The 23,099-nt window shown below is 64.7% G+C and carries 22 protein-coding genes; 13 read left to right on the top strand and 9 right to left on the bottom strand.

Features of this window, described 5'->3' with window-relative positions:
- The first annotated feature begins 224 nt into the window (after positions 1 to 224).
- The 3 genes from ACSX1D_RS02510 (at position 225) to ACSX1D_RS02500 (ending at position 2,789) form a co-directional block, all read left to right on the top strand.
- The gene (locus ACSX1D_RS02510) at positions 225 to 1,688 is read left to right on the top strand and encodes a Fic family protein (RefSeq protein WP_439860834.1); all 1,464 of its coding nucleotides are present in this window, start codon (positions 225 to 227) and stop codon (positions 1,686 to 1,688) included.
- Between the two features lie 61 nt (positions 1,689 to 1,749).
- The gene (locus ACSX1D_RS02505; RefSeq protein ID WP_439862257.1) at positions 1,750 to 2,553 is read left to right on the top strand and encodes an inositol monophosphatase family protein; all 804 of its coding nucleotides are present in this window, start codon (positions 1,750 to 1,752) and stop codon (positions 2,551 to 2,553) included.
- Positions 2,550 to 2,789: an AbrB/MazE/SpoVT family DNA-binding domain-containing protein gene (locus tag ACSX1D_RS02500; protein ID WP_439860833.1), complete on the top strand. Its 240-nt coding sequence runs from the start codon at positions 2,550 to 2,552 to the stop codon at positions 2,787 to 2,789. The genes ACSX1D_RS02505 and ACSX1D_RS02500 overlap by 4 nt, the downstream gene beginning before the upstream one ends.
- Before the next feature lie 443 nt (positions 2,790 to 3,232).
- On the opposite strand, the gene ACSX1D_RS02495 is transcribed toward ACSX1D_RS02500, so the two are convergent.
- Positions 3,233 to 5,629 (bottom strand): putative bifunctional diguanylate cyclase/phosphodiesterase, encoded by a 2,397-nt coding sequence (locus ACSX1D_RS02495; RefSeq protein ID WP_439860832.1) that lies wholly within the window; start codon positions 5,627 to 5,629, stop codon positions 3,233 to 3,235.
- A gap of 479 nt (positions 5,630 to 6,108) precedes the next feature.
- Here ACSX1D_RS02495 and ACSX1D_RS02490 point away from each other — a divergent pair, with 479 nt between their 5' ends.
- Together ACSX1D_RS02490 and ACSX1D_RS02485 are read left to right on the top strand one after the other, a co-directional pair.
- A complete protein-coding gene (locus tag ACSX1D_RS02490) occupies positions 6,109 to 6,951 on the top strand; it encodes a DMT family transporter (RefSeq protein ID WP_439860831.1) in 843 nt (280 codons plus the stop codon).
- Positions 6,952 to 7,010: 59 nt separating this feature from the next.
- Positions 7,011 to 7,490 carry an LEA type 2 family protein gene (locus ACSX1D_RS02485; protein WP_439860830.1) on the top strand — a complete coding sequence of 160 codons (480 nt, stop codon included), beginning with the start codon at positions 7,011 to 7,013 and terminating at the stop codon, positions 7,488 to 7,490.
- Positions 7,491 to 7,533: 43 nt separating this feature from the next.
- Here the strand turns inward: ACSX1D_RS02485 and ACSX1D_RS02480 are convergent, their stop codons facing one another.
- Both ACSX1D_RS02480 and ACSX1D_RS02475 read right to left on the bottom strand, forming a co-directional pair.
- Positions 7,534 to 7,923, bottom strand: coding sequence for a hypothetical protein (locus ACSX1D_RS02480; protein WP_439860829.1), 390 nt, complete (start codon positions 7,921 to 7,923; stop codon positions 7,534 to 7,536).
- Between the two features lie 481 nt (positions 7,924 to 8,404).
- Positions 8,405 to 9,370: a mechanosensitive ion channel family protein gene (locus ACSX1D_RS02475; RefSeq protein ID WP_439860828.1), complete on the bottom strand. Its 966-nt coding sequence runs from the start codon at positions 9,368 to 9,370 to the stop codon at positions 8,405 to 8,407.
- Positions 9,371 to 9,539: 169 nt separating this feature from the next.
- Between ACSX1D_RS02475 and ACSX1D_RS02470 the strand changes: the two genes are divergently transcribed.
- From ACSX1D_RS02470 to ACSX1D_RS02445, 6 genes are all read left to right on the top strand, one after another.
- A complete protein-coding gene (locus ACSX1D_RS02470; protein ID WP_439860827.1) occupies positions 9,540 to 10,169 on the top strand; it encodes a glutaredoxin family protein in 630 nt (209 codons plus the stop codon).
- Positions 10,170 to 10,206: 37 nt separating this feature from the next.
- Positions 10,207 to 10,977 carry a phytanoyl-CoA dioxygenase family protein gene (locus ACSX1D_RS02465; RefSeq protein ID WP_439860826.1) on the top strand — a complete coding sequence of 257 codons (771 nt, stop codon included), beginning with the start codon at positions 10,207 to 10,209 and terminating at the stop codon, positions 10,975 to 10,977.
- Positions 10,978 to 11,098: 121 nt separating this feature from the next.
- Positions 11,099 to 11,473 carry a hypothetical protein gene (locus ACSX1D_RS02460; protein ID WP_439860825.1) on the top strand — a complete coding sequence of 125 codons (375 nt, stop codon included), beginning with the start codon at positions 11,099 to 11,101 and terminating at the stop codon, positions 11,471 to 11,473.
- A 97-nt stretch (positions 11,474 to 11,570) separates the two neighbouring features.
- Complete coding sequence (locus tag ACSX1D_RS02455; RefSeq protein ID WP_439860824.1) at positions 11,571 to 11,915, top strand: zinc ribbon domain-containing protein YjdM; 345 nt, start codon at positions 11,571 to 11,573, stop codon at positions 11,913 to 11,915.
- A 131-nt stretch (positions 11,916 to 12,046) separates the two neighbouring features.
- Positions 12,047 to 12,772, top strand: a complete 726-nt coding sequence (locus tag ACSX1D_RS02450; protein WP_439860823.1) for an endonuclease — start codon at positions 12,047 to 12,049, stop codon at positions 12,770 to 12,772.
- Positions 12,773 to 12,895: 123 nt separating this feature from the next.
- Positions 12,896 to 13,633: a substrate-binding periplasmic protein gene (locus ACSX1D_RS02445; RefSeq protein ID WP_439860822.1), complete on the top strand. Its 738-nt coding sequence runs from the start codon at positions 12,896 to 12,898 to the stop codon at positions 13,631 to 13,633.
- A 54-nt stretch (positions 13,634 to 13,687) separates the two neighbouring features.
- Here ACSX1D_RS02445 and ACSX1D_RS02440 read toward each other — a convergent pair whose 3' ends face one another.
- Positions 13,688 to 15,682 carry a diguanylate cyclase gene (locus ACSX1D_RS02440; protein WP_439860821.1) on the bottom strand — a complete coding sequence of 665 codons (1,995 nt, stop codon included), beginning with the start codon at positions 15,680 to 15,682 and terminating at the stop codon, positions 13,688 to 13,690.
- Positions 15,683 to 15,992: 310 nt separating this feature from the next.
- Here ACSX1D_RS02440 and ACSX1D_RS02435 point away from each other — a divergent pair, with 310 nt between their 5' ends.
- Positions 15,993 to 16,811 carry an NYN domain-containing protein gene (locus ACSX1D_RS02435; RefSeq protein WP_439860820.1) on the top strand — a complete coding sequence of 273 codons (819 nt, stop codon included), beginning with the start codon at positions 15,993 to 15,995 and terminating at the stop codon, positions 16,809 to 16,811.
- Between the two features lie 82 nt (positions 16,812 to 16,893).
- Here ACSX1D_RS02435 and ACSX1D_RS02430 read toward each other — a convergent pair whose 3' ends face one another.
- Positions 16,894 to 17,436: an AAA family ATPase gene (locus ACSX1D_RS02430; protein ID WP_439860819.1), complete on the bottom strand. Its 543-nt coding sequence runs from the start codon at positions 17,434 to 17,436 to the stop codon at positions 16,894 to 16,896.
- Entirely contained in the window at positions 17,433 to 17,999 is a 567-nt protein-coding gene (pnuC, locus tag ACSX1D_RS02425) for a nicotinamide riboside transporter PnuC (protein WP_439860818.1), read from the bottom strand. The genes ACSX1D_RS02430 and pnuC overlap by 4 nt, the downstream gene beginning before the upstream one ends.
- Before the next feature lie 205 nt (positions 18,000 to 18,204).
- On the opposite strand from pnuC, the gene ACSX1D_RS02420 reads away from it, so the two are divergent.
- Positions 18,205 to 19,080 carry an alpha/beta fold hydrolase gene (locus ACSX1D_RS02420; RefSeq protein ID WP_439860817.1) on the top strand — a complete coding sequence of 292 codons (876 nt, stop codon included), beginning with the start codon at positions 18,205 to 18,207 and terminating at the stop codon, positions 19,078 to 19,080.
- Here ACSX1D_RS02420 and ACSX1D_RS02415 read toward each other — a convergent pair.
- The 3 genes from ACSX1D_RS02415 to ACSX1D_RS02405 all read right to left on the bottom strand — a co-directional run bounded on the left by ACSX1D_RS02415 (position 19,055) and on the right by ACSX1D_RS02405 (position 23,068).
- Positions 19,055 to 19,714, bottom strand: a complete 660-nt coding sequence (locus tag ACSX1D_RS02415; protein WP_439860816.1) for a c-type cytochrome — start codon at positions 19,712 to 19,714, stop codon at positions 19,055 to 19,057. The two genes, ACSX1D_RS02420 and ACSX1D_RS02415, sit on opposite strands and share 26 nt — an antisense overlap.
- 422 nt (positions 19,715 to 20,136) lie before the next feature.
- On the bottom strand, positions 20,137 to 21,633 hold the full coding sequence (locus ACSX1D_RS02410) for a CoA-acylating methylmalonate-semialdehyde dehydrogenase (protein WP_439860815.1): 1,497 nt from the start codon (positions 21,631 to 21,633) through the stop codon (positions 20,137 to 20,139).
- A gap of 88 nt (positions 21,634 to 21,721) precedes the next feature.
- A complete protein-coding gene (locus ACSX1D_RS02405; protein ID WP_439860814.1) occupies positions 21,722 to 23,068 on the bottom strand; it encodes an aspartate aminotransferase family protein in 1,347 nt (448 codons plus the stop codon).
- Positions 23,069 to 23,099 lie beyond the last annotated feature (31 nt).

Here is a 23,099-nt window from a genome sequence, read left to right as displayed (position 1 = left end):
GTACGCAAGGGACACTCCCCCCAGCAGAGATGTTTCGCACCAGATCAAGACGAGGATCGCATTTCGCCTCAAGCGTGCGCACCGCGAGTTCGCCGTGTGCATACTCGAAAGTGTCCGTGCTAACGGAGCCTCGACAAAGGTGCATCGGTCATGGACGCACCAGTATCCAGAGCCCCCAGCACATCTGAACTGCTGCCCTCGCTCAGTATCCCTTAGCCCTCGCTATGGCGCAGATCACCTGGAACTGCGCCAAATTCGTCATTCCAAATGGCGCAGTTCTGAAAACTGCGCCAGAATTGCGCCAACTGCATCCAAACGGCGCCACCTCAGCCATGCCCTCCTCCACAGACATATTCAATAGTATCCAGGCATCTGCGAACGGATTGACGCTGACTGAGCTATTGGCCAGACACCCCGATATTGCTCGGAGAACAGCACAGCGGCTGATTGCAAAGCTGATAGAAAGCGGTCAAATCTCAGCGCAAGGTGAAGGTAGAGCGCGGCGCTATTTCGGAACAGCTGTCCAGGCAGAAACTAGCGCCTTGGACACTGATAGCTTTCCGTCCTTTATACCGCTGTCGGCAGACAGTCGGGACATACTCACTTACATCAACCAGCCACCTGAAGCGCGCAAGCCCGTTGGCTACCAGCGCGACTTTCTGGACACCTACCAGCCGAACGTAACGAGCTACCTGCCAGAGTCCTTGCAGCGCCAACTGCACAGAATGGGCAAAACCACAGATGCCGTGGAGCCTGCAGGCACCTACAGCCGTGCTGTCCTAAATCGCTTGCTGATTGATTTGTCGTGGGCATCCAGTCACTTGGAAGGGAACACCTATTCGCGACTCGATACGCGACAGCTCATTGAGCATGGCAAGGCCGCACGAGGCAAAGCAGCTATCGAAACACAGATGATTTTGAACCATAAAACGGCAATCGAGCTGTTGGTCGAGAACATCGAAAGTGCAGAGTTCAACCGCTACACATTGATGAACCTGCACAGCGCCTTGGCCGAGAACCTGCTTCCAAATCCTGCAGACGAAGGCCGCATCCGGCAGCATGCCGTCGACATTGGGAAAAGCACCTATCGCCCTCTCTCAACACCACAGCAGATTGAGGACACCCTGGAGGTTCTGCTCAACAAGGCCAATCAGATTACTGATCCGTTCGAGCAGTCCTTCTTCATGATGGTGCACCTGCCCTACCTGCAGCCCTTTGCCGACATCAACAAGCGCACCTCCAGACTGGCAGCGAACCTGCCACTGTTTCGTGCCAACCTATGCCCACTGACATTTCTGGATGTGCCCGAACAGGCCTATAGCCGCGCCACATTAGGCGTCTACGAAATGACCCGGGTAGAGCTACTTCGCGACCTGTACCTCTGGGCCTACGAACGTTCAACGCAGGAGTACCTGGCAATCAAGCAAGACCTTGCTGAACCAGACCCACTTCGACTGACCTGGCGGGACTTCATCAAAACGACCATTCGCGAGGTCGTCACTCATCCGGAGCTTGATCCACTGGCCTGCATTCAACGCGCTGTAGCAGAGCATGTTTCAGACACTGAGCAGCCAGAAGTACAAGCCCTGATCGTTGAAGAGCTCCGACGGCTGCACGAAGGGGTGCTGGCGCGTTACGGATTACGGCCATCCGAGTTCACCCTCTGGAAATCGCGCCATGGGAACTGATGAGTTCACGTCCAACCATTCGCGCCCTCAGGCAGAAAGCGAACACTCAATGCTGAACCCTATGGATTACGAAAACCTTCTTGCACAGGTCGTCCAACTAGTCGAGGACGCTGGCCTGCTGCTCATTACTGAATGGCAGCGCCCAGAGGGGCCTCGCGGCTCAGGCGATAAAGCAGATGTCGATGTTGAAATTGAATCGCTGCTGAGGCCACGGTTACTGCAGCTGCTCGACTGTGATTTCTGGGGTGAGGAAACAGGCCATAGGCTCACAGGAGCCAGGTATTGCTGGGTTGTTGACCCCAATGATGGAACTGCAGACTTTCTGAAAGGCCACAAAGGCTCTGCCATATCTGTCGGCTTGCTTGAGGATGCCCAACCGGTGCTTGGCGTGGTCTATGCCCCTGTTTTGCCTGATGGTGATTCTGACTGCGTCGCATGGGCAAAAGGGTCACCATGTGTGCTTCGCAATGGGAGCCCCATTAAAGCGACACTCGCCCAAAAGGAATGGAATCAAGACAGCAGAGTTATGGTCAGCACTGCGGCAACGGACAAGCCCGAAATCAATTCTGAATTGTGCTCACCAGGTTGCTTTGTGGCGATGCCCAGCATCGCCTATCGGTTGGCACGAGTCGCTGCAGGTGATGGGGATGCAGGCGTATCGCTTGTGCCGGTTTCGGCGCACGATGTGGTTGCAGGTCATGCGTTGCTAATTGGTGCAGGGGGCGTGCTGATTGACCAAAATGGCAACGGCATCACCTATGTCACTGAAGCCAGCATGCAGACAGTCTCTCGGAGATGCTTTGGCGGTACGCTAGAAGCCTGCCAGTCACTGGCAAGCCGAAATTGGAGCAAGGTGTTTACATGAAAACGCTGAAAGTAGTGATTGAGGATTGGGATGGTGATGGCGCCATTCGCATTCCCGATGAGGCTCTCCAAGAACTCGGTGTAAATGTTGGCGACTCCCTTTATCTAGTCGAGGAATACGTTGGCTCAATACGCTGCCTAGTGCTGAGCAAAACTGAACGTATTCCAGACCGCGTTGATGAACTGGTCGGACGCTGGGATACCTTTGGAAAAGCGCCGAATGTTACGGATGATTGAGCAGGCAGCTAGGCAGGACTGGCTGCCCTGTCTGCCGCATGACGCCTTGAGCAATCCAGCCAGTTCAACTCCCCAGCAAGGATTTGAACCCAGAACAACCTCTCCGCATTCGCGGCGCCTTTATAACTGTAAATCAATTTGGATGCGCTCTTGACGGAAGGCTCAAGGTTCCTATACTGCTGAACGACTGAGTGAAATCCTACAAATCAGCTTTCTGTGGCCAAGCGCCGGAAACGCTGATTTGAGCTGGGGAATTGTGTCTTTGGATTCAAATCCCCCCGGCTCCACCATTACAACATCTAAAGACGTCCACGGACGTCTTTTTTTGTGCCTGAATCCCAGCCAATACAAAGCCGCCAGAGCCTCAGCGTCTATCGGCTCTACGCCGACAGGTACTCCCCACTCCATCAGTTGGAGCCAGTCGGCTGTTTTGCCGCGCATGGTCAACTCTCGACCATGAGTCTTTCTCGCACGAAAGCCATGAACTGTTCGGCGGGCACCGGGCGGGAGAATAGGTAACCCTGGTGGACACGGCAGCCATGATTGACCAGAAAGGCACGCTGCGCCTCTGTCTCGACACCTTCGGCGATCACTACCAGCCCCAGGCTCTGACTCAGGCTGACGATAGCGCAGGCGATGGCAGCGTCGTTGGGGTCGATCAGCACGTCCCTGACGAAGGACTGGTCGATCTTGAGTTCATCCAGCGGCAGGCTTTTCAGGTAGGACAGCGACGAATAGCCGGTACCAAAATCGTCCAGCGACAGGCCGATGCCACGCTCTTTCAGTTCGACCATTTTGGCGATGGTGCTTTCCATATCCTCGATCAACAGCCCTTCGGTCAGCTCCAGTTTCAGCTTCCGTGGATCGGCGCCTGCGCCTTGCAGTACTGCGAGCACTTCAGTGACGAAGTCAGGATGGTGGAACTGCCGGGCGCTGACATTTACCGCCAGGGTCAGCCCGGCGGTTTCCGGATACCCGGCCCAGGCCACCAGCTGCGCGCAGGCCACCTCCAGCACCCAACGCCCTAGTGGCAGAATCAGTCCGGTTTCCTCCGCCAGCGAAATGAACTCATCCGGCGAGACGCTGCCACGTTCCGGATGCTGCCAGCGCACGAGGGCCTCCGCCCCCAGGATGCGGCCCTCGTTGCTCAACTGCGGCTGGAAATGAAGGAAGAACTCCGCCTTCTGCAAGCCCTGGCGCAAATCGGCTTCCAGCCGGGCGCGCGCCGTGACAACCGCCTGCATTTCCGGGTCGAAGAATCGCATGGTGTTGCGGCCCGCCGACTTGGCGCGATACATCGCCAGGTCGGCGCGTTTCATGATGTCGTCCGCCGTGCTCAACTGCCCCTGGAACAGCGCAACGCCGACGCTGGGCGTGCTGTGGTGTTCGTAACCATCGAGTTGATAGGAAATGTTCAGCGCGCCGAGGATCTTCTCGCCTATCGCCTTCGCCTGGACGGCCGCCTCGGACGGGGCCTCATCGAGACTCTCCAGCAAGACCACGAACTCGTCGCCCCCCAGGCGGGCGACGGTATCGCTCTCACGTACACAGTCACACAGGCGCTGTGCAACCTGCTGCAGCAACCGGTCGCCCCGGTCATGGCCCAGGGTATCGTTCAGCGTCTTGAAGTTGTCCAGGTCGATGAGTATTACCGCGCTCGTATGCCGGCTGCGGGAGCTGCCCGCCAGCGTGCGCTGCAGACGGTCCAGCATCAGTCGCCTGTTGGCCAGGCCGGTCAACTGGTCGTAGAAGGCCAGTCGGTTGACCTCCTGCTCGGTCGTCTTGCGTCGGGTGATATCGGTATTGATCGACAGGACCGAGTGCGGTTGGCCACTCTCGTCTCGCACCAGCGTTGCGCGGCTTTCCAGGGTAAGGTTGCTGCCATCCTGGCGGCCAAGGGTGACCTCACCCGACCAGTCGCCGTTCTCCAGCAGGCCATCGAGGGCGGCATGACAGGTGCGCTCGCCCTGATAGATCAATTCCCCGGCCGACCTGCCGAGCGCCTCGTCCCTGGTCAAGCCGTAGAGCCGCTCAGCGCTCTTGTTCCAGTAAAGAATGCATTGATCCATGCCGTGAACGACGATGGCATCCTGGGCCTTATCCAGCAGCGACGCCTGCTGGCGGAACTGCTTTTCGCTCTCGCGCAACTCCTCCAGATAGCCTTCCCTTTCCGCCGCGTAGGCCTCCATTTCGCGCCTGATCTTGCGCCCGTAAGCCACGGCCGCACTGACCATCACCAGTACAAAGGCCATGATCGCGTACTCGATCCTGCGCAGGGTTTCTACCGATTCCAGCTCTTCCTGCAGCAGCGTGCCCTGAATCTGGCCGACGCGCTCACGCACTGTCGCGAGTGAGGCAAGCAGCTCGGCGTACTTCCTGTCCATGGTGGCCATGCGCTTGCCGGCATTGTCCGGCTCGCCGGCTTCGAAGTAGGAAAAGATCAACGTAGCCTCGTTGACCATCTCGCCCATCGCCAGGTCGACGGCATCCACCTCATCGGTCAGGGCAACGATGTAGGCCTGGATATCGGCACTGTGCTCGGCTTGCTCATTCATCCGTGCCTGCAGTTGCGTCCTGGCCAGGGCCAGGTGTTCGTTGAAGACCCCGAGCGCTTCGCGCAGCCTTCCGGATTCGGCTTCTACCTCACTGGTATCGAATACGTTATTGCCCGGGGCGTTGACTGCAGAGGCGAAGCTGCCCAGTGTCGAATAGCTCGACAGCTGCTGAACCCACGACTGGTTGGCCTGGATGGAACGATGATAGGTGTCGACAATCCGATGATTCAGGAGCACGCCGAGCACTACGACCAGGACATCGAAGCCCGCGAGAAAGAAGTACATCAGGTGCCATTTCTTCGAGCGCGAACTGTGCTGATTGCCGTTCGTACGCGGCCCTGCGCGGCTATCACTGCCAAATAAAGCCATTTACCGGCCTCCAACAGCACATCTCTCGATCGGCCCATACCGGTGGACCTTGGCAACTCCGCCTCGGCCCGACGATCTTGCCTGCGCATCGGCTGCGGGCGCCGCGCGGTCATCGGCGCGCCATACCTTTCGGGTAAAGGATGAAGCTTGTCGCAGTGGCGGATCGCACGCCTCTCGACGCAGATGACAAGCGCAGGATGGACGCCATCGCTCTCGTGAACCGGCCTGACGCTCCTAGACAAGATAGCCAAGAAACGCCGGAACATTGTCCCCTCTGAACACAGCGCTTTCCCGGGGACGGCGCCAGCATCGGCCCACGGCCTGGCTCGCTTGATAGGGTGAATCGCGGCCCGACCGTGCTTAGACTGGCCACTGCCCAACGCCGCGGACCGACCATGACCACTCGAACCCTGCTGTTGACTGCCCTGGCCATGCTCGCCTTCGCCGGCAACTCGTTGCTCTGCCGCCTGGCGCTGCGCGAGACGGAGATCGACGCCGCCAGTTTCACCAGCCTGCGCCTCTTATCGGGCGCCCTGACCCTGTGGTTGCTGCTCCGCCTGCGGACGGCCAAGGTGGCTGCGGCCGGCAGCTGGTTCGCCGCCGTGGCGCTACTGGCCTATGCCGCCGCATTTTCCTTCGCCTATCTGAGCCTGGATGCCGGGGTTGGCGCGTTACTGCTGTTCGGTGCCGTGCAGCTGAGCATGATCGCCTGGGGCCTGTCGCGCGGCGAGCGCTTCGGCGGCAAGGCCAGCGTCGGCCTGCTGCTGGCAATCGGTGGCCTGCTGGCGTTGCTGTTGCCGGGCGCCAGCGCGCCACCGCTGGGCGGGGCCCTGCTGATGTTGCTGGCGGGCGCAGCCTGGGGCGCCTATTCCCTGCTCGGGCGCGGCGTCGCCGATCCGCTGGCGGCCACCACCGGCAACTTCCTGCGCGCCACGCCCCTGGCGTTGCTGATCAGTGCAGTGCTGCTGGGCCAGGCCAACTGGGACCTGCCGGGGCTGGTCTATGCCGTGCTGTCCGGCGCGCTCACCTCCGGCATCGGCTACGCCATCTGGTACACCGCCTTGCGTGGCCTGCAATCCTTCCAGGCAGCCACGGTACAGCTCAGCGTGCCGATCCTCACTGCCTTGGCCGGCAGCCTGCTGCTCGATGAAGCCCTGACCCTGCGCCTGGCGCTAAGCGCCGCGGCCGTGCTCGGAGGCATCGCCCTGGTGTTGAGCGCCAGGCAGCACGGACGCTAGAAATCATGGCCCGGCGGTCTTCTATCCTCTACCCAGAGTCCGCCGCGGAATACCGAACCATGCCTTCCAGCTCACGCCTGCTCATACGCCCCCTGTCCGCCCTCCTGCTGGCCTGTGGACTCGCCGCGTGTGCCAGCCTGCACGACCCGTTGCGGGTCGACCTGGTCGGCCTGGAGCCGCTCCCCGGCCAGGAGCTGGAAATGCGTTTTGCGCTGAAGCTGCGTGTGCAGAATCCGAACGACGCGGCCTTCGACTACAACGGCATGGCCCTGGAGCTGGCGGTCAATGGCCAGCCACTGGCCAGCGGGGTGAGTGATCAGCGCGGCCAGGTGCCGCGCTTCGGCGAAGCCCTGCTCAGTGTGCCGGTGAGTATTTCCGCCTTTTCGGCGATTCGCCAGGCCTGGGGCGCCGCCGGCCACCGGCCTGGCCAGGGCCTGCCCTATGAGCTGAGTGGCAAGCTGGCGGGAGGACTGTTCGGGACCATACGCTTCAAGGATCAAGGCGTGCTGAACTGGCCGGAACCCTCTACCGGACGCTGAAGGTCGCCCGGCGATGGATGCGCCGGTCTCGCGGCTTGACGCCTCAGCGTTGCCTGGGGCCGCGCCTGCTCGGCCCGACGCTCGGGCGCTTGAGGCGCGCAGCGCAGCCGCAGGAAGGAAACAGGTGACGGGCGGAGCCGGAAAAGTAGCGCTTGAGCGCGAGCCAGGCGCAGTGCAGTTTAGCCGATAAGGAAATGCGGTAAGCGGCCAGTCCGGACGGCCAATGCCGAGCGCCGCGGCCCACGCTTGTGACGAGCCGGGCTTTGCCGGAACCGCCCTCGGACTGCAGCAGGCGGGCCAGGTAGTTCGCGGCGATGACCGGCGCATCGGCATCGCGCCAGTGCCTGGCTTCCTCCCCCGGATAGCGACTCGGCATCGCCCGCGACGATCGTGGATAGCCTGCCGGCATCCCGGTACTGCTCTTGCTGTCCATCACTCGTCCCGCCCTGTGGTGAGAACCATCGGATCGCCGACAAGGCGACCATTCTCATGCTCAGGCTTCCCAGCCGATGCCGCTTCTTCTCCGCCAACGGTGGACGCGGCACGCCTGCCAGCTCCTACCGTTTTATTGGTTTAGTTGCGCCACAGGCGAACGTCAAGACTTCGACAATCAACAGCCAACGGCCCATTCAAACAGTAAGCCATTGAAATTACGTGAATTATAAAAACACAAGAAATACACGGTGGCCCTTATAGCAAATAAGTAATGCCGTACATCTGCAGGGCGCGCCCCTGATTGGGCCCGCAGCCGCCCGGTTCCGTCGACGAATCGACCACAGCGCAGGCAGGCACAGACGACTGGCGGCGCAACTGAGAGCGTCCTCACCCTCAAGGCTGGAGTGCCATAAAGCGCTGGCCCACTCGCCGCATCAGCACGCGCCAGCCCCCAGGCGAAACCGGCCCCGCCAGCACAACTAGCCCTCCGGGTCGGGTTGCCTCGGGCGGGGCTCGCCGACCGCCAGGCGCGGGTTCTCGCCCAGATCCAGGCGCAGGCTGCCCGAACGCAGGTGTAGGTCGCGCTGGGGAAAGGGAATCTCCACCTCGGCCAGGCGCAGCTGGTCCTCGATGGCCCACATGAAGCGCGCATGGGTGGCGCCGGGCGAGACCATCAGGTCGTGCTCGACCCACACCACCAGCTCGAACTCCAGGCTGCTGTCGCCGAAGCGCGTCAGCCACACATCCGGCTGGCGCCCGGGCAGGCTGGTGATGCACCCCGGCACAGCCTCCACCGCCTTGAGCACCGCGGCCTTGACCCTGTGCTTGTCGCTGCCATAGGCCACGCCAAAGGGCACGTGGATGCGCCGGTACTTCTCGTCGAAGCTCCAGTTGGTCACCCGGCCGTTCACGAATTCCGAGTTGGGCACGATGATGTCCACCAGGTCGTTGGTGGTGATGCGCGTGTAGCGCATGCCGATCTCGGTGACCCGGCCCATCACCCCGGACTGCAGGTCGACGAAGTCGCCGACCTTGAGGGTCTTCTCCAGCAGCAGGATCAGCCCGGAAATGAAATTGCTGAAGATGTTCTGCAGGCCCAGGCCGATGCCGACGCCGATGGCGCCACCGACCAGGGCGATGTTGGTCAGGTCCAGGCCCAGGTAGCGCAGGCCGACCAGGCTGCCGATGATCCACACCGCATAGCGGATGATGCGGGTCAGCGCATACATCCCCGAGGAGTTCATGTGGGTGCCCTTGCCGCGCGCGGCAACATTATGCAGGCCGTGCTCGAGCAGGGAGGAGAACCACCAGGCGAAGAACAGGATCAGCCCCAGGCCGATCAACCGTGCCAGGTGCAGATCGGTGTCGCCGATCTGCAGCCAGGGCGTGGTCGCCCAGCGCCACAGGGTCTCGAGGATGTCGTCGGTAAGCTTGTCCAGTTCCATGCTCGGCGCCTGTGCTGCGGATAGGGTCGCGGATCACGGCCCGGGCCGTGATCGCCTTCTTGAGAATAGCCGTCCGCCACCCTCTTTCGTGCCGCCAACGCACGGGGCGGCCGCGGCGGCGGCTTGACTATGCTGAAGTTGAAGCCTTCCCCGAGATGACAGGAGGCCCATGAGCACTGCCGCGGTTCGAATCACCCTCTACCGCTGGGCCGGTCGCTTCGGTCCGCTGAGGATCAGGATCCCCTGCGGCGAGTGCGCCCTGACCCGCGATGTGATCGAGGACACCCTGGCCAACGAGCTGGCGGACATCCCCGTGGAGCTGCGACTGCGCGACTGGCTGAGCCAGTGGTGGCAGCCGCTGCTCAAGGGTGGCTGGCACGCGCCCATCGTCATGGTCGAGGGGCGGGTGATCAGCCAGGGCAATGCGCTCAACCGCGGGGTGCTGACCGAGGCGGTGATCGCCCACCACGCCGGCCGCAGTCCGGTCAGCGGCAACCACCTGTTCGGCAAGGCAAGCTGCCCCCATTGCCAGCGCGCCGAGGGCTACCTCGCGCACGCCGGCATCGACTTCCGCTATCACGATGTGGTCAAGGACTCCCGCGCCCTGTACGAGATGCTGGCCCGGGTCAAACCGCTGGTGGGCGCGAGCACGCCGATCAGCGTGCCGCAGATCTGGCTGGACGGCCAGTACATCGGCGGCGCCGACCAGTTGAGCACGCGCCTGCACAGCGCGGTGGACCCCAACCCCGAGCGCGGCCAGTCGTCCCTGGGGGTCCATGACCTGACCCGCCGCCATTGAGGTGGACGGCGAACGGCGCAACCCGAGGATCGCCCGCATGCCGCAACACCGAGTCGATCCCGCCACCACTGCCGCGCACCTGCGCGCGCTGCACGAGCACGGTTTCGTCCTGCTGCCCGGCGTGCTGGCGCCGCCGCAGGTCGCCCAGCTGCGCGACGCCATCGACCGCCTGCAAGCGCAGCATTGGGACTACAGCGGCCTGCTCGACCATTACAAGTGCGTGTTCAACCGTGATCCGCTGTGGCTGCCCTACCTCGACCCGCCAGGGGTGATCGAGCTGGCCGAAGCGGCCCTCGGCAGCGACTGCCATGTCATCGGCCAGACCGCCTGGCGCTGCCACCCCGGCTTCGTCGGCGCCGAGCTGCATCTGGACTACCTGGTGATGCAGCTGCCGGCCCCGCTGCTGACCGACCCGGCGTTCGAGCTGCCCATGCAGATCTGCACCGCCCATCTGTACCTCGACGACATCGACGCCGACCTCTGCCCCACCCTGGTGGTGCCCGGCAGCCACCGCGCCGGACGCGCGCCGCGAGCGGGCGAGCGCGGCTGGCGGGGACGGCCCGCGCAGCCGGTGCTGTGCCAGGCCGGCGATGTGCTGATGTTTCGCAGCGAGCTGTGGCACGCCGGCAGTCGCAACCGCAGCAACGACCGCTGCCGCTACCTGCTGCAGGTGCACTACGGCCGGCGCATGGTCGCGCAGAAGTTCTCGCCCTATCTGGCCTGGCGTTTCAATCCCGCCGTGCTGGCTGCCTGCACCCCGCGCCAGCGGCGCCTGCTGGGCGAACACCAGGAGGCGGAGTACGACTGAGCCGCCGGCCCACGAACACCGGCGCCTTTACACAAGTTTTTACCTCGGCGCCGCGGATATCTGGCATCAAGCATGGTCAAAAAAATAACCAGCCCGGCCGTTCTGCGGAAGGAGGTTGTCCATGCTTGGCCGCATTTCTCTAGTGAGCGTGCTGATCGCCAGCCTGATGCTGAGCGGCGCCGTCTCGGCAGACGGCTCCCGGCGTGATGCCGCGGTCGCCGGGGTACTGGTCGGCGCGCTGATCGGCGGCGCGATAGTCGCTAACAGTCGCTACGAGCATGCACCGCTGTATGTCGAGATCGGTCCGCCACCGCCGCGCGTCATCTACTACCAGCAGCCTTATCCGCACTACTACTCGCCGCCTGCGGTCTACTATCGGCCGTATCAGCCCGTGCTGGTGCCGCAGCATGTCTATCGCCCGTACCACTACAAGCATCGCCATCACAAGCACTACCGCCGCCATCACCGCCACGGCCATTACGGGCCACATTGGTAGCCGGCGCAGCGGGCGCGCCCGACCCGGGCATGCCCGCACGGGCGGCAAACCCTATACACTGTGCGGCCTTTCGCCTGAACGTCGCCGAGGAGCCTCAGTGAGCACCCTGCCACCCTGTCCCCAATGCCACTCCGAATACAGCTACCAGGACGGCCAGTTGCTGGTCTGTCCGGAATGCGCCCATGAATGGTCCGCCAGCGCCGAGGCGCCAGGCGGCGACGACGAGGCCAAGGTGATCAAGGATGCGGTGGGCAACACCCTGCAGGACGGCGACAGCGTCAGCGTGATCAAGGACCTCAAGGTCAAGGGCTCGTCGCTGGTGGTCAAGGTCGGCACCAAGGTCAAGGGCATCCGCCTGGTCGACGGCGACCACGACATCGATTGCAGGATCGATGGCATCGGCGCGATGAAGCTCAAGTCCGAGTTCGTCAAGAAGGTCTGATCCAGCCAGGCGCAGGCCTTTTCCTGGGCATCCGCGCAACTCCTTGAAGCACAGGTAGAAACTGCGTCCTAGACGCTCCCGCGCCCCCTCCAAAGCGGCTATCATGCGCGGCTTTTTTACCCGAGCCGCCCATGTCCCGCCTGTTTGCCCTGCTGTGCCTGCTGTTCGCCCTGCCCGCCCACGCCGATGCCCCGCAGTCCTTTGCCGCCGCCAAGAAGGTCGCCTGGAAGCTCTATGCCCAGCGGCAGACCACCTTCTATTGCGGCTGCGCCTACCAGGGCAAGCAGGTGGATCTGGACAGTTGTGGCTACAAGCCGCGCAAGCAGCTGCGTCGTGCACAACGCCTGGAGTGGGAGCATGTGGTGCCGGCCTGGGTGATTGGCCATCAGCGCCAGTGCTGGCAGCAGGGCGGCCGCAAGAACTGCAGTCGTAACGACCCGGTATTCCGCGCCGCCGAAGCCGACCTGCACAACCTGGTACCGAGCATCGGCGAGCTCAATGGCGACCGTTCCAACTATGCCCTCGGCATGCTCGCCGCCGCGCCCGCGCAATATGGCGCCTGCCCGATGCGCGTCGACTTCAAGGCCAGGACCGCCATGCCGCCGGAGCAGGCGCGCGGCGCCGCGGCGCGCATCTACCTGTACATGGCCGATCATTATCGGCTGCGCCTGTCGCGCCAGGACCGCCGCACCTACGAGGCCTGGCACCGCCAGTACCCGGTCAGCCAGTGGGAGCGCTGGCGCAACCAGCAGGTCGGCTGCGTCATGGGCCACGGTAATCCCTATGTCGAGAAGTTCGATCGCCAGGCCTGCCCGGACCAGCAGCGTGCCGGCGGCGCGCGACCGAACAGCGGCTGAGTTTCTGGCAACAGGGGGCTACTTGCAAACCCTTCACTACCGCCTATCGAGCCCCCCTTTCGCGCGTTTGCCTAGCCACCCTCAGGGTGCCATGCTGCACGCCAAGCTCAGACGGAACACCCCATGCGCTATCTGCTGCTATGCCTGCTCCTGACCCTCGGCTCGACGCCAATGGCCGAGCCATGGAAGGTGGTCGGAGATGAACAGTTCGCCCCCTACAGTTTCGCCACGAGCCGCGACGCCACACCCCAGGGGCTGGATGTCGAGTTGGTCGGCACGGTGCTGCAGACCGCCGGAATCGACTACGACCTGCGTCTGTATCCCTGGCAGCGGGTCAAGCGCATGCTCGAACAGGGCAGCGTCGACATGGCCTTCCAGTTCGCCGGCACCGCCGAGCGCCACGCCCAATACCTGCTGGTGGGCCCGATCCGCACCGGCGCTACCGTGTTCATGGCCGCGCACAAGGCCGCACTGGACGACTGGCAGCAACTCAGCGACCTGGAGCCCTACGTCATCGGCCAGGTGCAGGGCTACGCCTACGACACGGACTACGACCAGGCCCCGCTGAGGCGCGACAGCAGCGCGCAGAACCCGCGGCAGTTGGTGTCCATGCTGCTGGCCGGACGCGTCGACCTGATCGTCGGCGATCAAGTCCAATTGCTGCATTTCGCCCGCGAGCTAGGGGCCGAAGGGAAGGTCCGCATCCTGCCGCGGCGACTGGCACAGATGCCGCGCTTCGTCGCCTTCGCCAGGAACGATCAGGAACGCGCCGCGCGCTTCGCCGAGGCGCTACGTCTCCTGCAGCGCCTCGGCAGGCTGGAGGCCATCTATCAGCGCTGGGGGCAGCCGCCGCAAAGTTGAAGGCGCCACCACTATCGACCGCAGTCAGAGCGTAGAACCACTGCCTGTTGCCGCTCAGTGCACGCCCAGCTCGAGCGTTGTCGCCTGCTCGCCGCTGCCGCTGCCGCTGCCGCTGAGCAGGACTATCCTGGCCTGGTCGCGGCCACTCTGCTTGGCCAGGTAGAGCGCATCGTCGGCCAGCTTGTACAGGCTTTCCAGGCTCAGCTCGGTGTTGGCCTGGACGCAGGCGATGCCGACCGACACGCTCAGGCGCCCCGTCTGCTCCGGCTGCGAAACCTCGATGGCCAGGCTGCGCACCGCCTCGAGCAGGTGCGTGGCGAAGGCTTGAAGCTTGTCGCCGTCAACCTGCTCGGCGCTGGTGAACAGGGCGAATTCCTCGCCGCCCAGGCGAAAGCAATGGTCCCCGGCGCGCCGGTGCAGCGCAGCCAGGCACGCGCCGAGCTGGCGGATCGCCTGATCGCCGACCGCATGGCCATAACGGTCGTTGATCTGTTTGAAATGATCGATGTCGAGAATGGCCAGAGTCGCCCACAGCGGCGTCGACTGCAGACGGGCGAGGCGCGCCAGCTCCTGCGGTACCACCTGCTGGAATTGCCGGCGGTTGTGCAGCCCCGAGAGCTCGTCGGTGATCGCCAGGGTGGCCAGGCGCTGGTTGGCCTGGGTCAGCGCCTCGGTGCGCGCCGCGACCTGGGCATCGAGATCGCGGTTAACCGCCAGCAAAGCCTGGCGCGAGGCTTCGAGCTCGCTCGCCGTCTCGCGAAAGCGGCTGGCCAGCCGGCCGAACTCGTCTGGCCGCCGCGGCAGCTCGCTGCCCTGCAGCGCGCTCAGGCCTTCCTCGCCGACCTTTTCGGTCACCCGGATGAAGCGCCGCAGCGGCGCCAGCACATATTGCTCGATCAGCAGCCAGAGCACTGCGAACTCCGACAGCAGGCCAAGCAGGGCGATACCGAGGATGATCGTGGCGGCCGCCACGGCCTTGTCCTGCAACAACTGCTTGGGGTAGATGTTGACCAGGTACCAGTCCGGGCCGTCGATGCGGGTGTAGGCGAGAAAGGCCTCATCGGTCTCGGTCACGCCGCTGCGGCGTTGCTGCCCGGCGACGGCGGCGAAGATGCCCTGCAATTGCGGCTGGTCGCCGTCGATCTTCAGCGTGCCGCCGGCGGCCTGGATCTCCGCCAACAACGGCTCGTAGGCGATCAGGCTGCCGTCGGCACTGAAGGCGATGTTCTCGGTGCCGTCCAGGGCATCCTTGAGGGTGCGCTGCATGAAGTCGTCCAGCAGGATGTCCTGGCCCAGCGTGGCCACCAGGCGGTCCTGCAGATAGACCGGCTTGAGGCTGCTGAGCATCCACATCTTGGCGGTGGCGTCGAAATAGAAGTGGGTCCAGACCGCTTGCCGCTGGGGGTTCTGCGTTTCGTTGGCGCGGGCGACGAAGATTTCGTCGGGGAAATAGCTGTCGGCCGGGACCTGGTGCAGATAGGGGACGCCGATGAACTCGCCGACCAGCAGGTTTTCCGGCGCCGAGACGAAGTAGTTGATGTACTGGCCCGTGGACGTCCAGGCGCTGCCGTACCAGTCCAGCAACGCCGCGATCAGCGCCGCGCGGTGGCGCAGCTGGGGCGTCAGTTCGACGTCGCGGCCGATGAAGCCGGTGAAGCCGCGGTGCTGCAGACCATCCTTGAACAGTTGCCCCTCGTACCAGCCGGTCCGGGTGCGCCAGGTACCGTCGGGCCAGGGCTCGAAATAGTCATCGAACAACGCCGCACCGGTCGCCAGCGGCACCGACTGCAGCTGTTCGAGCAAGGCCTGCTCGACGGCCCGATGGTGGCGTTCGGTCTGCAGGAACGGCTCCGAATCGCGCCGGCCACGTTCGGCGATGAACTGCTCGAGCTGCTCGACCACGCCGTCCTCGAGCATGCCCGCCACATGGTAGTAGCTGGCCAGGCACAACAGCGCGGCGATCACCAGGCTGCGCAGGGCGCCCCGCACGATGATCTGGGTTCGCAGGGAGGTTCGCGCAGGCACGCCAGTGGCTTTGTCGACGGTCATCGGGGTGTCTCGGCTATATCGCCACAGGTTCGGATCTCGCCTCGATGCCGGCGCAGCATTGGCTATCGGAAATCCATTGCGGACAGCAGTTCGGTTGTCAGGGGCCCATCGAGACGCGCCGCTGCCGCAGGACGCGGACGAAAGCCGACATTGCAAGCAGTTAGCCATCAACCCGGAAAGGGCGCAAGCCCCGCCAGCCGGGCCGTTCCACTGTTCGCCACGCCAGCCGACCAGGTGCACGCCCGCCCGGCCCTGGCGCCGAGGCGGCATCCGCAGTATGGTCGAGGCACCTTCAGATCAAGGACGAGCCATGGCCAATAAACCCAGCTCAACCCGGCAACAGAAGCTGCTCGCCGTATTGATCGACGCCGACAACGCCTCGGCCGCCATCGTCGAGGGGCTGTTCGAGGAGATCGCCAAGTTCGGCGTGGCCAGCGTCAAACGCATCTACGGCGACTGGACCCAGCCCAACCTGGGCAAGTGGAAACAGGTGCTGCTCGACCACAGCATCCAGCCGATCCAGCAGTTCGCCTACACCCGCGGCAAGAACGCCACCGACAGCGCGCTGATCATCGACGCCATGGACCTGCTCTACACCCGGCGTTTCGACGGTTTCTGCCTGGTCTCCAGCGACAGCGACTTCACCCGCCTGGCCGCGCGCCTGCGCGAGGAGGGCCTGACCGTGTACGGCTTCGGCGAGGAGAAGACGCCCTCGCCCTTCGTCTCGGCCTGCGACAAGTTCATCTACACCGAGATCCTCCGTGCCGACGCGGCAGATACGACGGACGAGCAGCCCGGCAACGGCGACAAGAACAAGGCCGCTGCCGGCGACAGCCCCCCCGCCGAGCCGGCCAAGGCAACGGCCAGGAAGAAGCCGCAGAAGGTGCCGGTGGACTTTATCGCCAAGCTGATCGACGACATCGACGACGAGGACGGCTGGGTCGAACTCGGTGTGCTCGGGCAGAACATCAGCAAGCTGCGCCCGGCCTTCGACGCCCGCCTCTATGGCTTCAAGAAGCTCAGCGAGCTGATCAAGGGCCAGGCCAAGCGTTTCGAACTGCAGGTGCGCGGCAGCAGTGCCACCGGCGGCGAGGCGCTGTATGTGCGCAATCGGAAGGCGGGCAAATAGCGCCGAGCGGCGCGTTCAACCAAAAGGCCAGTCGCAAGACTGGCCTTTTAGTTCCGTATAGAGGCAGTTAGCAAGCCAGGCATCAACGGTCGCGATGCGGGGGCTCAGTCAGCCACTCAGCAATATGTTCCAGGGCCCACCGCTCGCGCTGCGCCCAGTCGCCGCCCAGCTGACGCAGCGGCTGCTGGTGGGCCTGCAGCCAATCGCGGCAGGCCTGGTGAAAACGCAGACGCTCGTCCAGCTGCGGCTGGCAACGCTGGCCATCGTCGACCCAGGGCACGCCGTGCGGGTCGAGCAGCAGGTGCAGGTCGTAGCGGCGCGCCAGCAGGGCCTGCTCGATCCAGGCCGGGCAGTCGCCGAACAACGTCCGGCTCCACAGCAGGTTGCTCAGCAGGTGGGTGTCGAGGATCAGCAGCGGCGGCGCCGCCGCGCGGGCTGCATCCTCCCACTGCAGCTGGCCGCGGGCGATCGCCTCGATGTCGGCGTAGCAGGTGTCGCGGCCCTGCTGCTCGATGAAGTGACGCACGTACTCGCCGACCAGCAGGCCGCCGAAGCGCGCCTGCAGGGCCTCGGCCAGGCGGCTCTTGCCGCTCGACTCCGGGCCGGTCAGCACCAGCACCTTCATGCGCGGGCCAGTTCCGGGGCGCGGCGCCAGCTCTGCCAGCCGTGCAGCGCCAGCAGGCAGAACAGGCCATAGAGGCCGGCGGTGAGGTACAGCTCCTTGTGCACGAACAGGCCGACGAACAGCACGTCCAGGGTGAACCACAGCGGCCAGCATTCCAGGCGCTTCTGCGCCATCCACACCTGGGCCACCAGGCTGAAGCCGGTCAGGGCGGCATCCAGCCAGGGCGCCGCGGCGTCGGTGTAGGTGGCCATCAGGTAACCCAGGCCCAGGCTTCCGGCGGCGCCTATGGCCAGGCTCAGGGCCAGGCCGGCGGCGCTCAGGCGCGTGACCTCGCGGCCCTGATGGCGCTCGCCACCACGCCGCCACTGCCACCAGCCATAGACCTGCAGCACGGCGTAGACCAGCTGCAGGAGCATGTCCGAATACAGCTTCACCTCGAAGAAGATCCAGCTGTACATCGACACCATCACCAGGCCGATCGGCCAACACCAGATGTTCTGCCTGACCGTCAGCCAGACGGCGATCACCCCGAGCGTGGCGGCGATGAGTTCAAGGAGCGACATGGACAACCTCGGAGTGCGGCGCGCCGGGCGTAGCGCGGATAAAAAGAGCGGCGAATTGTACCCAATCGAAGGCACCGGCGCAGAGCCGCCGCCGGATTGCCGCGCCCGGGCATTTGCCCCTGCATTCTGGCGTTATCCCCCTTTGCCTCGGCCTCGGCCAATCCCTACTGTAATCCGGACGATTCACCGGACCTTGAGGAAGATCATGAAGCACACCCGCGCTGCCGCGCGCCTGCCGGTCAATGCGCAGTGGCTGCACTGCAGCGACCAGGGCGTGCCGGCCCACTTCTACCACGCCAACGGTTTTCCGCTGCGGGTCTACGAGCCCCTGCTCGAGCGCCTGAGCGGCAGCCTGGCGCTCAGTGGCCTGGCCTGCCGCGCGACCTGGCCAGACATCGGCCCGCCGCCGCGGCGGCGCGACTGGCAACTCTATGCCGACGACCTGATCGCCTTCATCGAACAGGAATACCAGCAGCCGATCGTCGGCATCGGCCACTCCCTGGGCGCCACCTGCACCATCCTTGCCGCCGCCAAGCGTCCGGAGCTGTTCAAGGGCCTGGTACTGATCGAACCGGCCATGGTTTCCCCCACCCTGGCGCGGCTGGTGCGCTGGCTGCCCAAGGCGCTGATGAACCGCACCGACCCGGCCCGGAGCACCCTGCGCAAGGCCGATCGCTGGCCGAGCCGCGAAGCGTTCCTGCAGCAGTACCAGAGCGCCCGCGGCTACAAGCGCTTCGGTCCCGAGGCCCTGCAGGCGCTGGCCCAGCACGCCGTGATGGAGGACGCCGACGGCCAGCTGCAGCTGGCCTTCCCCAAACACTGGGAAGCGCACAACTACACCCAGCCGCCGAACGTGATGGCGCAGCTGCAGCGCCTGCCGATGCCCTGCGTGGCGATCCGTGGCAAGCCCTCGGTGTTCTTCAGCGAACGACTGTGGCAGGAGTGGCAACGGCGCTGCCCGCAGACCCAGTTCCTCGAGGACCTGCAGCACGGGCACCTGTTGCCGCTGGAAAATCCCGCTGGCTGTCACCTGCTGATCGAACGCGGCCTGCGCGCTATCGGCGTACTTCCCCCAGGCTGAGTTCGGCTTGCGGCTGCAACTGCTGCAGGTAGGCGGCCAGCGCGGCGATGCGCCGGTCGCTGAAGCCGTCGGCGATGGTCATCATCACCGAGCCCGCGCGGCTCGGGTCCTTGTCGCGAAAACGGGTCAGGGCGCGGCGCAGGTACTCGGCCGGCTGGCCGGCCAGGCGCGGGGTATTGTCGCGGCCCTCGGCGTTCATCCCGTGGCAGCCCGTGCAGAGCGCCTTGAAGGTCGCCTCGCCGTCCTGGCGCAGCGCCGGGTCGACCGCCGCCTCATGCCCCTGCAACTGCTGCTGGCCGAAATAGATGGCCACGTTGACCCTGTCCTCCAGGCTCAGGTTCGGCGCCAGCTTGGACATTACATAGTCGCTGCGCTCGCCACTGGCGAACTTCTCGAAGGCATTGAACAGGTAGACCGGGTTCTGCTGCGCCAGGTTGGGGATGTGCGGGCGCCGGCTGTTGCCGTTCTCACCGTGGCAATTGCCGCAGAAACGAATGCGCTCGTGACCGGCCTCGTAGGCCTGCCGGCGCAGCACCGGGTCGGCATTGAGCTGGGTGAAACGCTGCATCGCCTCGTTGCCGGCCTGGGCCAGGCCGGCGAGGCATACAAGCAATACAAGGGCGAGCGCACGCATGGCGGAAGTCCTTTTCTCGTTGGTAGCGGGCTGAAATTTAAGCGCCGGACTATAGGACTCCCCGTCAGGGCAAACCCCGACACAGGTCAAGCAAAGTACAGATTCCGCCTATCGATCGCCGCGGCCACCAGCTACTGATGACGCCGTGAAAGCATCCGCAGCATGTTCGGGACAGGTACCGATCAAGGGCTGACCATGCACCAAACCCAGACCAGCACGGCAACCGCAACGCCTCTCCTGCGCAGCAAGTAGCCTGGGTATCCGTAGGGTGGACAACGCGAAGAGAGGCAAGTCGCCCGGGTACATGCGGTGGAAACGTTGCGCAGTTTTCCACCCTAGCCGCTGCCCACGACCCGCACGGCCTGAAGACAAAAAAAGGCCAGTCTCACGACTGGCCTTTTTAGTTACCGCCCTAGCAAGGCTCAGCCATTGCTGGGGAAGGCGAACTGCGCCGCCTCGTGGCTGGCGCGCTGCGGCCAGCGCTGGGTGACGGCCTTCTTGCGGGTGTAGAAGCGCACGCCGTCCGGGCCGTAGGCGTGCAGGTCACCGAACAGCGAGCGCTTCCAGCCGCCGAAGCTGTGGTAGCTCACCGGCACCGGCAGCGGCACGTTGACCCCGACCATGCCCACCTCGATCTCGTCGACGAACAGCCGTGCCGCCTCGCCGTCGCGGGTGAAGATGCAGGTGCCGTTGCCGTACTCGTGGTCGTTGATCAGCTGCATGGCCTCTTCCAGGCTGTTGACCCGCACGATGCACAGCACCGGGCCGAAGATCTCGTCGCTGTAGATGCTCATCTCGGGCGTGACCTTGTCGAACAGGGTGCCGCCGACGAAGTAGCCTTTCTCATGGCCGGCCACCTGCAGGCCACGGCCGTCGACCACCAGTTCGGCACCGGCGGCCACGCCGGCGTCGATGTAGCCGGTGACCCGCTCCTTGGCGGCGGCGGTGACCAGCGGGCCCATGTCCAGGCCGCAGCTGGTGCCGGCGCCGATCTTCAGTTTCTGGATCTGCGGGGTGATCTTCTGCACCAGGGCATCGGCGATCTGGTCACCCACGCACACCGCCACCGAGATGGCCATGCAGCGCTCGCCGCAGGAGCCGTAGGCCGCGCCCATCAGCGCGCTGACGGCGTTGTTGAGGTCGGCGTCGGGCATCAGCACGGCGTGGTTCTTCGCCCCGCCCAGGGCCTGCACGCGCTTGCCGCGCTTGGTGCCTTCGCTGTAGATGTACTCGGCGATCGGGGTCGAGCCGACGAAGCTCAGGGCCTTGACCTGGGGCGCCTCGATCAGCGCGTCGACCGCTTCCTTTTCGCCGTGCACCACGTTGAGCACGCCCTTGGGCAGGCCGGCCTCGTGCAGCAGTTCGGCGATGTACAGGGTGGAGCTGGGGTCGCGCTCGGAGGGCTTGAGGATGAAGCAGTTGCCGCAGACGATGGCCAGCGGGTACATCCACAGCGGCACCATGGCCGGGAAGTTGAACGGGGTGATGCCGGCGACCACGCCGACCGGCTGCAGGTCGCTCCAGGCGTCGATGTCCGGGCCGACGTTGCGGCTGTACTCACCCTTGAGGATCTGCGGCGCGCCACAGGCGAACTCGACGTTCTCGATACCACGCTTGAGCTCGCCGGCGGCGTCTTCCAGGGTCTTGCCGTGCTCCTCGCTGATCAACCTGGCGATCTCGGCCTCGTGCTGCTCGAGCAGCTGCTTGAAGCGGAACATGACCTGGGCGCGCTTGGCCGCCGGGGTCTTGCGCCAGGCCGGGAAGGCGGCCTTGGCGGCGTCGATGGCCTGCTGGATGACGTCGCGGTCGGCCAGGGCGACCTGCTTGGTCACCTCGCCGGTGGCCGGGTTGAAGACGTCGGCGCTGCGGCCTTGGCCCTGGATGCGCTCGCCGTTGATCAGGTGCGGGATGCTGGTCATGGGATATCTCCGTCAATCGAATTCGTAGGGTGGATGGCGCGATGCTCATCCACCTGGGATGGGGCGGTGGCGCAGGCCACCCAGCGGGTCAGTCGAGCTGGTTGAGGGTCTCGCCGACGGCGTCGAACATGCGCTCGAGGTCGTCGATCCGGGCGTTGAAGGTCGGCCCGAACTGCAGGGTGTCGCCGCCGAAGCGCACGTAGAAGCCGGCCTTCCACAGGGCCATGCCGGCCTCGAACGGGCGGATCACCGGGTCGCCGTCGCGCGGGGCGATCTGCAGGGCGCCGGCCAGGCCGCAGTTGCGGATGTCGAGGATGTGCTTGGCGCCCTTCAGGCCATGCAGGGCCTTCTCGAACTGCGGCGCCAGCTCGGCGGCCTGCTGCACCAGGTTGTCGCGCTTGAGCAGCTCCAGCGAGGCCAGGCCGGCGGCACAGGCCACCGGGTGCGCCGAATAGGTATAGCCGTGGGTGAACTCGATCATGTGCTCGGGCGACGGCTGGTTCATGAAGGTCTGGTAGATCTCGCGGCTGGCGATCACCGCGCCCAGGGGCACGGCGCCGTTGGTGATCTGCTTGGCGGTGTTCATGATGTCCGGGGTGACGCCGAAGTACTCGGCGCCGCTCCACTTGCCCATGCGGCCGAAGGCGGTGATCACCTCGTCGAAGATCAGCAGGATGTTGTGCTGATCGCAGATCTCGCGCAGGCGCTGCAGGTAGCCGACCGGCGGCACCAGCACCCCGGCCGAACCGGACATCGGCTCGACGATCACCGCGGCGATGTTCGAGGCGTCGTGCAGTTCGATCAGCTTGAGCAGCTCGTTGGCCAGCTCGACGCCGCCGGTCTCGGCCATGCCTGGGGTGTAGGCCAGGTGCGGCTGCAGGGTGTGCGGCAGGTGGTCGACGTCCATGAACTGACCGTACATCTTACGGTTGCCGCCGATGCCGCCGAGGCTGGTGCCGGCGATATTGACGCCGTGGTAGCCACGGGCGCGGCCGATGAACTTGGTCTTGGCCGGCTGGCCCTTCAGGCGCCAGTAGGCCTTGGCCATCTTCACCGAGGTGTCGGCGCACTCGGAGCCGGAGCTGGTGAAGAACACATGGTTGAGCTCGCCCGGCATCAGGTCGGCGATCTGCTCGGCCAGCTGGAACGACAGCGGATGGCCGTACTGGAAGCCCGGCGAATAGTCGAGGGTACCGAGCTGCTTGGCCACCGCCTCCTGGATTTCCTTGCGCGAGTGGCCGGCGCCGCAGGTCCACAGGCCGGACAGGCCATCGTAGATCTTGCGGCCCTGATCATCGGTGAGCCAGCTGCCTTCGGCGGCTACGATCAGACGCGGGTCGCGCTGGAAGTTGCGGTTGGCGGAAAACGGCATCCAGTGAGCGTCCAGCTTGAGCTGGCTGGCCACTGGCAGGGGGGCGGTCTGCTGCATGTTCATGGGGGCGGCCTCGCGTGGCAGGGCGGGTTCT

It is taken from the genome of Pseudomonas sp. MBLB4136 (assembly GCF_051904765.1).
In the GTDB taxonomy this organism is placed as follows: Bacteria; Pseudomonadota; Gammaproteobacteria; order Pseudomonadales; family Pseudomonadaceae; genus Aquipseudomonas.
The sequence above is the reverse complement of the archived record's forward strand: the minus strand, read 5'-3'. Positions and strand labels throughout refer to the sequence as shown.

Bases quoted from the DNA above. Each gene is read 5' to 3' on its own strand.
- ACSX1D_RS02510 (WP_439860834.1), top strand. From the start codon at position 225: ATGGCGCAGATCACCTGGAACTGCGCCAAATTCGTCATTCCAAATGGC.
- ACSX1D_RS02505 (WP_439862257.1), top strand. From the start codon at position 1,750: ATGGATTACGAAAACCTTCTTGCACAGGTCGTCCAACTAGTCGAGGAC.
- ACSX1D_RS02500 (WP_439860833.1), top strand. From the start codon at position 2,550: ATGAAAACGCTGAAAGTAGTGATTGAGGATTGGGATGGTGATGGCGCC.
- ACSX1D_RS02495 (WP_439860832.1), bottom strand. From the start codon at position 5,629: ATGTACTTCTTTCTCGCGGGCTTCGATGTCCTGGTCGTAGTGCTCGGC.
- ACSX1D_RS02490 (WP_439860831.1), top strand. From the start codon at position 6,109: ATGACCACTCGAACCCTGCTGTTGACTGCCCTGGCCATGCTCGCCTTC.
- ACSX1D_RS02485 (WP_439860830.1), top strand. From the start codon at position 7,011: ATGCCTTCCAGCTCACGCCTGCTCATACGCCCCCTGTCCGCCCTCCTG.
- ACSX1D_RS02480 (WP_439860829.1), bottom strand. From the start codon at position 7,923: ATGGACAGCAAGAGCAGTACCGGGATGCCGGCAGGCTATCCACGATCG.
- ACSX1D_RS02475 (WP_439860828.1), bottom strand. From the start codon at position 9,370: ATGGAACTGGACAAGCTTACCGACGACATCCTCGAGACCCTGTGGCGC.
- ACSX1D_RS02470 (WP_439860827.1), top strand. From the start codon at position 9,540: ATGAGCACTGCCGCGGTTCGAATCACCCTCTACCGCTGGGCCGGTCGC.
- ACSX1D_RS02465 (WP_439860826.1), top strand. From the start codon at position 10,207: ATGCCGCAACACCGAGTCGATCCCGCCACCACTGCCGCGCACCTGCGC.
- ACSX1D_RS02460 (WP_439860825.1), top strand. From the start codon at position 11,099: ATGCTTGGCCGCATTTCTCTAGTGAGCGTGCTGATCGCCAGCCTGATG.
- ACSX1D_RS02450 (WP_439860823.1), top strand. From the start codon at position 12,047: ATGTCCCGCCTGTTTGCCCTGCTGTGCCTGCTGTTCGCCCTGCCCGCC.
- ACSX1D_RS02445 (WP_439860822.1), top strand. From the start codon at position 12,896: ATGCGCTATCTGCTGCTATGCCTGCTCCTGACCCTCGGCTCGACGCCA.
- ACSX1D_RS02440 (WP_439860821.1), bottom strand. From the start codon at position 15,682: ATGACCGTCGACAAAGCCACTGGCGTGCCTGCGCGAACCTCCCTGCGA.
- ACSX1D_RS02435 (WP_439860820.1), top strand. From the start codon at position 15,993: ATGGCCAATAAACCCAGCTCAACCCGGCAACAGAAGCTGCTCGCCGTA.
- ACSX1D_RS02430 (WP_439860819.1), bottom strand. From the start codon at position 17,436: ATGAAGGTGCTGGTGCTGACCGGCCCGGAGTCGAGCGGCAAGAGCCGC.
- pnuC (WP_439860818.1), bottom strand. From the start codon at position 17,999: ATGTCGCTCCTTGAACTCATCGCCGCCACGCTCGGGGTGATCGCCGTC.
- ACSX1D_RS02420 (WP_439860817.1), top strand. From the start codon at position 18,205: ATGAAGCACACCCGCGCTGCCGCGCGCCTGCCGGTCAATGCGCAGTGG.
- ACSX1D_RS02415 (WP_439860816.1), bottom strand. From the start codon at position 19,714: ATGCGTGCGCTCGCCCTTGTATTGCTTGTATGCCTCGCCGGCCTGGCC.
- ACSX1D_RS02410 (WP_439860815.1), bottom strand. From the start codon at position 21,633: ATGACCAGCATCCCGCACCTGATCAACGGCGAGCGCATCCAGGGCCAA.
- ACSX1D_RS02405 (WP_439860814.1), bottom strand. From the start codon at position 23,068: ATGAACATGCAGCAGACCGCCCCCCTGCCAGTGGCCAGCCAGCTCAAG.